The 6988-nt window shown below is 67.8% G+C and carries 7 protein-coding genes; 3 read left to right on the forward strand and 4 right to left on the reverse strand.

Features of this window, described 5'->3' with window-relative positions:
• Window positions 1-53: 53 nt before the first annotated feature.
• The 4 genes from AB1I47_RS17705 to AB1I47_RS17720 are packed head-to-tail and all read right to left on the reverse strand — an operon-like array spanning window position 54 to window position 3413.
• Window positions 54-761, reverse strand: a complete 708-nt coding sequence (locus tag AB1I47_RS17705) for an ABC transporter ATP-binding protein (protein WP_354685044.1) — start codon at window positions 759-761, stop codon at window positions 54-56.
• Entirely contained in the window at window positions 748-1512 is a 765-nt protein-coding gene (locus tag AB1I47_RS17710) for an ABC transporter ATP-binding protein (RefSeq protein ID WP_354685045.1), read from the reverse strand. Before AB1I47_RS17710 ends, AB1I47_RS17705 begins: the two co-directional genes overlap by 14 nt.
• A complete protein-coding gene (locus tag AB1I47_RS17715) occupies window positions 1505-2536 on the reverse strand; it encodes a branched-chain amino acid ABC transporter permease (protein WP_354685046.1) in 1032 nt (343 codons plus the stop codon). Before AB1I47_RS17715 ends, AB1I47_RS17710 begins: the two co-directional genes overlap by 8 nt.
• Before the next feature lie 13 nt (window positions 2537-2549).
• Complete coding sequence (locus AB1I47_RS17720; RefSeq protein ID WP_354685047.1) at window positions 2550-3413, reverse strand: branched-chain amino acid ABC transporter permease; 864 nt, start codon at window positions 3411-3413, stop codon at window positions 2550-2552.
• Window positions 3414-4001: 588 nt separating this feature from the next.
• Between AB1I47_RS17720 and AB1I47_RS17725 the strand changes: the two genes are divergently transcribed.
• The 3 genes from AB1I47_RS17725 to AB1I47_RS17735 all read left to right on the forward strand — a co-directional run bounded on the left by AB1I47_RS17725 (window position 4002) and on the right by AB1I47_RS17735 (window position 6839).
• Window positions 4002-4919 carry an IclR family transcriptional regulator gene (locus AB1I47_RS17725; RefSeq protein ID WP_354685048.1) on the forward strand — a complete coding sequence of 306 codons (918 nt, stop codon included), beginning with the start codon at window positions 4002-4004 and terminating at the stop codon, window positions 4917-4919.
• Between the two features lie 31 nt (window positions 4920-4950).
• Window positions 4951-5763 carry an SDR family oxidoreductase gene (locus AB1I47_RS17730; protein ID WP_354685049.1) on the forward strand — a complete coding sequence of 271 codons (813 nt, stop codon included), beginning with the start codon at window positions 4951-4953 and terminating at the stop codon, window positions 5761-5763.
• A gap of 98 nt (window positions 5764-5861) precedes the next feature.
• Window positions 5862-6839: a Bug family tripartite tricarboxylate transporter substrate binding protein gene (locus AB1I47_RS17735; protein WP_354685050.1), complete on the forward strand. Its 978-nt coding sequence runs from the start codon at window positions 5862-5864 to the stop codon at window positions 6837-6839.
• Window positions 6840-6988: the final 149 nt, after the last annotated feature.

A 6988-nucleotide genomic window follows, 5' to 3' on the forward strand; every position in this document is an offset into this window, starting at 1 on the left:
TGCTCACCTCTCCCGCAAGCGGGAGAGGGAGCACACGGTCAGTAATTCCGGCGCTACCCCCCGATATACGCCTTCCGTATCCCCTCATCCCTCAACAACGTATCCCGATCCCCCTCCATCACGATCCGCCCGCTCTCGATCACATACGCCCGATGCGCGATCCCCAGCGCCGCATACGCGTTCTGCTCCGCCAGCAGCACCGTGGTGCCGGCACGGTTGATGCGCTGGATGATCTCGAACATCTGCTTCACCACCAGCGGCGCCAGCCCCAGCGACGGCTCGTCGAGCAGCAGCGCGCGCGGCCGGCTCATCAGCGCGCGTCCCAGCGCCACCATCTGCTGTTGCCCGCCTGACAGCGAGCCGGCCGGATCGTCCTTCTTCTGGCGCAGGATCGGGAACAGCTCGTAGACCTCCTCCAGCGTCTTGCGGATGCCGGCGCCGTCGCGTCGATGCACATACGCACCCAGCACCAGGTTCTTCTCCACGCTCATCGCCGGGAACAGCTTGCGGCCCTCGGGGCAATGCACCAGCCCGGTCTGCACGATCTGCGACGGCTTCATGCCCGACAGCTCGCGCCCGTCAAAGCGCATGCTGCCGCCGCTGATACGGTGGATCGCGCTCATTGCCAGGAAGATCGAGCTCTTGCCGGCGCCGTTGGCGCCCAGCAGCACCACCAGCTCGCCGGCGCCGGCGTGCAGCGTGATGTTGTCCAGGGCGCGGAAGCTGCCGTACGACAGCGAGACGCGTTCAAGCTGCAACATGGTCGGCTCCCAGGTAGGCCTCGATGACATGCGGATCCTGCTGGATCTGCGCGGGGGTGCCTTCGGCGATCTTCTCGCCGTAGTTCAGCACCATGATCTTGTCGGCCAGGCGCATGATCATGTCCATCTTGTGTTCGATCAGGCAGACGGTCTTGCCATGGCGCACCATCTTGCGGATCAGCTCCGCCAGGCCCACGGTCTCTTCGGGGTTGACGCCGCCGGCGGGTTCGTCGAGCAGCAGCAGTTCCGGGTCGGTGGCGAGCGCCAGCGCAAACGCGACGCGCTTGCGCGCCTCCTGCGTGATATCCGCGGCGACCTCGTGCGCCAGGTGCGACAGGCCGACGAAGTCGAGCGCCGCTTCGGCCTTGTCGCGGCACAGGCGCTCCTCTTCGCGCAGCCGGCGCGTGTTGAACAGCACGTCGCGCAGGCCGGAGAGCGTGCGCAGCCGATGGCCGACGATCAGGTTGTCGAGCACCGTGGCGCGGTCGAACAGCGCGGTGGCCTGGAAGGTGCGGGCCACGCCCAGGCGCGCGATCTGGTCGGCGCGCAGGCCGGCAATGTCCTGGCCCTTGAACAGGATCTGGCCGGCGCTGGGCGCATGCGTGCCCGCCACCAGGTTGAAGAAGGTGGTCTTGCCCGCGCCGTTGGGGCCGATGATGGCGTTGATATGCCCGGGCTCGAAGGTCACCGAGACATCGTGCACCGCGGTCAGTCCGCCGAATGTCTTGGTCAGGTTGCGGATCTCAAGCATGGTCGGCTCCGGCGCGGGTGGTCGGGACAGAAGGTGCGTTGCTGGCAGCGGCAGGCGGCGCCAGCTTGCCGCGGCGCGCGGCGGCGGCCTTGCGTGCCTGCTTCTTCAGGTAGGAACCCACGATGCCATCCGGCACGAAGATGATCAGCAGGACCAGCACCGGGCCGAACACCAGCATGCGGTAGTCCTGCATGAACTGCAGCGACTGCGTGATCCACGGCACCAGCACCGCGCCCAGCAGCGGGCCGAAGATGGTGCCGATGCCGCCCACCAGCATCGACATCACCATGTCGAAGGTCAGGTCGGTGCGGGCGATGTCCGGGCCCAGGAAGCGCACCTGCCCGGCATACAGCGCGCCGGCAAAGCCCGCGTACCCCACCGACAGCACGAACGACAGCACCTTGGTACGCATCAGGTTGATGCCCAGCGCCTCGGCCAGCGCATCGCTGTTGCGCACGGCCATGAAGCTGCGTCCCAGCAGCGAGGTGACGATGCGGTGCATCAGGAAGGTGCCCACCGCCAGGAAGAACAGCACCAGGTAGTACTGCGCCTGCACGCTGTCGAACGCGAGCGGTCCGATCGCCGCGGGCACCGGAATGCCGATCAGCCCCACCGTGCCATGCGTCAGGCTTTCCCACTTCTCGATCAGCAGGTAGATGATGTAGCCGATGCACATGGTGAAGATCGAGAAGTAATGGCCCTTGAGCCGCAGCGACACCACGCCCACCACATAGCCCAGCGCCATGCAGATCACGCCGGCCAGCGCGAAGGCCAGCCAGAACGGCACCTGGTGATCGACGGTCAGGATCCCCAGCGTATAGGCGCCGATCGCCATGAAGCCGCCGTGCGCCAGGTTGAGCTGGCCGGTATAGCCGGTGATCAGGTTCAGCCCCAGCGTGGCGATGGCATAGATAAATGCCAGCGTCATCACCGTCAGGTAGTAGCTGTTGGGCGTGATCAGCGGGAAGGCGATGGCCAGTGCCAGCAGCAGCATCCAGCCGGTTTTTCCTTGCAGTGCTTTCATATCGTGGTTCTCCTCAGGCGGCCTTGCCGGCAAACAGGCCCTGCGGCCGGATCGACAGGATCACCACCAGCAGCACGAAGGCGATGATGTCCTTGTAGTCGGTGGATACGTAGAAGCCGCCGAAGCTCTCGGCCATGCCGATGATCAGCCCGCCGACGATGGCGCCGGGGATGCTGCCCATGCCGCCGAGGATGATGATGACGAAGGCCTTGGTGATCACCAGGTTGCCCATGCTGGGGTAGACCAGGTTGATCGGCGCATACAGCGTGGCGGCGATCGCGGCGAGCGCGCCGGAGATGGCGAACACCAGCAGTTTCACGCGCGCGGCATCGATGCCGACCAGCGCCGCGCCCTCGCGGTTCTGCGCCATCGCCATGATGGTGGCGCCGGTCATGGTGCGCGTGAGGAACAGGTGCAGCAGAACCATCAGCGTAAAGGCGGCGCCGATGATCAAGAGGCGCTGCAGCGGTGCCGTCAGGCCGAAGATATCGACGATCTGTCCGTACGGCGTCGGCATGCGGTGGAAGTCGGCGCCCCACAGCGCCTGTGCGCCGGCTTCGAGGAACAGCAGGATGCCGATCGCCGCGATCATGTCGTGCAGTTCGGGCGAATTGCGCAGCGGGTGGAACACCAGCCGGTCGGCCAGCATGGACAGCACCGCGACCACCAGCGCCGCGCCCAGCATCGCCAGCCAGTAGTTCACGCCGAGCGACGTCATCAGGTAGTACGAGACGTAGGCGCCGGCCATGTAGAACGCGCCGTGCGCGAAGTTGGGCACGTGCAGGATGCCGTAGACCAGCGTCAGGCCCAGCGCCACCAGGCTGTACACGCCGCCCAGCGTCAGGCCATTCAAGATCTGTTGAAGGAACAATGCCACAGGGGTACCTCGTGCGGTTCGGGAAAACCATGCACGCGCCGGCGCGCAGGCCGTGCGTGCTCCGTCGCGGCGGCGCCAGGCGCGGCCGCGGTCAGGAATCGGGGGGGGGGCGAGGATCAGGCGGGCGGCAGCGCCGGTGCGCGCGCGCCGTTGCATGGGCGCGGTACCGTGGCCGGAAGCGCGCCGTGGAAATCACGGTGCGGGGGTGCGGATGCGTATTGCAGATGCTGCATGGCTGTGTCTCCTTTGCGATGCGGCGCAATGGCCGCCCGGCAAGCCGGGCCGCCGCCCGCCTTCCGACGTCGATGCGTGGAGGGCGGTGCTGCGAACCGGTGACGAGGTGTCGGGAGTATTCCCGCACGGTCGTTCGTTTTCACCGACTGTTGCATAGGCTTTGCGGCATCGTCAAGGAAAGCGGCCGAGTATTCCGCACAGCGAAATAGCGCGCAGCAAGCCTCCGGGTAAGTCCCGAGCGGGCTTACCCGGCGCCATCGACGGCGCATATGACCCCTATGTTTTCGCTACATAGCGGTGCGTGGGGCGGGTGGGAAGCTGCTATCTAATGTTTCTCTTGCTGACGCCCTGCCAATGAAGCGCACCACCACTATCCCGATGCCGCCGCCCGACGCCGCGCACACGCTGGCGCCGGCCGACGCGCAGCCGGGTCCCGGCTGTACCGACGACCGCAACTTCGTCACGGCGCTGGCGCGTGGCATGGAGCTGCTGCGCGCCTTCGGGCCGCAGGACGATTACCTGGGCAATGCCGAGCTGTCGCGGCGCACCGGCATCCCGCGCCCGACGGTATCGCGCCTCACCTACACGCTGGCGACGCTCGGCTACCTCACGTATATCGAAGACACGGAGAAATACCGGCTCGGGCAGGGCGCGATGGTGCTGGGCCACCGCTATGTGGCCGGCGCCGGCATCCGCGAAATCGCGCAGCCGCTGATGCAGTCGCTGGCGTTCGCCACCGATTGCACGGTGGCGCTGGCGATGCCCGACCGGCACGCCATGGTCTACCTGGAAAGCTGCCAGCCGCGCGGCGCGCTGGTGATCCGGCTGGCGCCGGGCGCGCGCCTGCCGATGGCGACCTCGGCGATCGGCCGCGCCTGGCTGGCGGGGCTCGATGCCGATCACCGCGACGCCGCGCTGGCCGAGCTGGCGCGCCACTACGGCGCACGCTGGCCCGGTGTGCGCGCCGGCATCGAGCGCGCGCTCTGCGACCACAAGCGGCGCGGCTTCTGCGTGGCGCACGCCGAATGGGACCGCACCGTCAGCGGCGCGGCAGCACCATTGCGGCTGGCGGGCAGCAGCGAGGTGCTCGCGCTGAATATCGGCGGCGCCGCGGCGCGGCTGTCGCCGGAAATCCTGGAAGGCAACCTGGGCCCGCGCGTGCGCGAACTGGCCGAGACGCTGCAGACGCGGCTGTGGCAGGCGGGCGGCGCGCGCGGCTCGGCCCGCTTCGCGTCGGCACCGGGCCACGACGCGCATCCGGCCAACGACTGACGCGCAATCGACATCAACGAGGAGACAACCCATGGAAGTACGCAACAAGACCGTCGTGGTGACCGGTGCGGCCACCGGCATCGGGCGCGCGCTGGCGCTGGCCTTTGCCCAGGCGGGCGCACGCGGCGTGGCCGTGGCCGACCTGAACGCGGACGGCGCCGCGAAGGTCGCCGCCGAGGTGGAGGCCGCGGCGCCGGCGTGCCAGGTATTCTCGCAGCCGCTCGACGTGGCCGATGCCGCCGCGGTGCAGGCCTTGGTCGACGAGGCCACGCGCCGCTTCGGCCAGGTCGACATCTTCTGCTCCAACGCCGGCATCATCCTGCGCAAGGGACTGGAAGCGAGCGCCGACGAGTGGCAGCGCATCTGGGAAATCAACGTGATGGCGCATATCCACGCGGCGCGTGCGGTGTTGCCGCAGATGCTGGAGCGCGGCGACGGCTACTTCGTCAACACGGTGTCGGCGGCCGGGCTGCTGTCGCAGATCGGCTCGGCGCCGTATGCGGTGACCAAGCATGCGGCGATCGGCTTTGCCGAATGGCTGTCGATCACCTACGGCGACCGTGGCATCAGGGTGAGCTGCATCTGTCCGCAAGGCGTGCAGACCAATATGCTGTTCGGCGAGAAGGGCGAGCGCAAGGGCTTCCTGCAAGAGGGCTCGGTCACGGCCGAGCACGTGGCCGCGGTCACGCTGGAGGGCGTGGCCGATGAACGCTTCCTGATCTTGCCGCACCGCGAAGTGCTTGAGTACTATCGCCGCAAGGGCCAGGACTACGACCGCTGGCTGCGCGGCATGCGGCGCCTGCATGACAAGGTGATGCAGGAGTTCGGCGGCATCGCGGTATAGGGTCGGCACTCCCGGCGCAGGTTCCGACGGCGGCTGCACGGCCGCCGTCTTCACACAGTCCGGCGGCCATGCAGTCGCCGGCAACAGGAGGAGATTGCATGCGTTTCGGCACCGTTGTTGCTGCGGCAATGCTGGTCACATCCGCGCTGGTCGGCGCGGCCCCCGCGCTAGCGCAAACCTGGCCCGCCAAGCCCATCCGGATCGTGGTCGGCTTCCCCACCGGCGGCGCGCCCGACACGCTGGCGCGCATCGTTTCCGAGAAGATCTCGCCGTCGTGGGGCCAGCCCGTGATCGTGGACAACAAGCCCGGCGCGGGCGGCAATATCGGCGCCGAGGCGGTGGCGCACGCGCCGGCCGACGGCTATACGCTGGCGCTCGGCACCGTGGGCACGCATTCGATCAACGGCGCGCTGTACAGCAAGATGCAGTACGACATGGTCAGGGACTTTGCCCCGGTCATGCTGATCGCCTCGACGCCCAACGTGCTGGTGGTCAACCCCGGCGTGCCGGCAAAGAACGTGGCCGAGCTGACCGCGCTGGCGAAATCGAAGCCGGGGACGCTTACCTTCGGCACGCCCGGCGTCGGCACCTCACCGCACGTGGCGGGCGAGATGTTCAATTCGATGGCCGGCGTCAAGATCACGCACGTGCCCTACAAGGGCCGCGCCATGGCCATCCCCGACCTGCTCGGCGGCCATATCACGATGATGTTCGACAACCTGCCGTCGGCGCTGCCGGTGGTGCGCGAAGGCAAGCTGCGCGCGCTGGGCATCACCAGCGCGAAGCGCTCGGCGTCGGCGCCGGATATCCCGACGCTGGCCGAGCAGGGCCTGCCGGGCTTTGAAGCGGATTCGTGGTTCGCGGTGTTCGCGCCGGCCAATACGCCGAAGGAGGTGGTGGGCAAGTTGAATGCGGAACTCAACCGCATCTTTACGCTGCCGGAAGTGCAGGCCAAGCTGAAGACGCTGGGGCTGGATCCGATCCTGGGTGCGCCGGAGAGGCTGGCGTCGTACCAGCGCCAGGAGATCGCGAAGTGGGCGAAGGTGGTGAAGGAGTCGGGGGCCAAGGCGGAGTAGGGGCGGGGCAGGCGCATGCCTCGCGATATGGCGTTTTGGTGCGCGACGGCCTGGCCCTCTCCCCGACCCACACCCGCGAGCGGGAGAGGGGGTTCCCCATCGGGGTGGTGTGTCTTTTACACATGTCCGAGCCCCCGCGGCTCCGGAGG

Source organism: Cupriavidus necator, from assembly GCF_040578825.1.
Lineage (GTDB): Bacteria > Pseudomonadota > Gammaproteobacteria > Burkholderiales > Burkholderiaceae > Cupriavidus > Cupriavidus necator_E.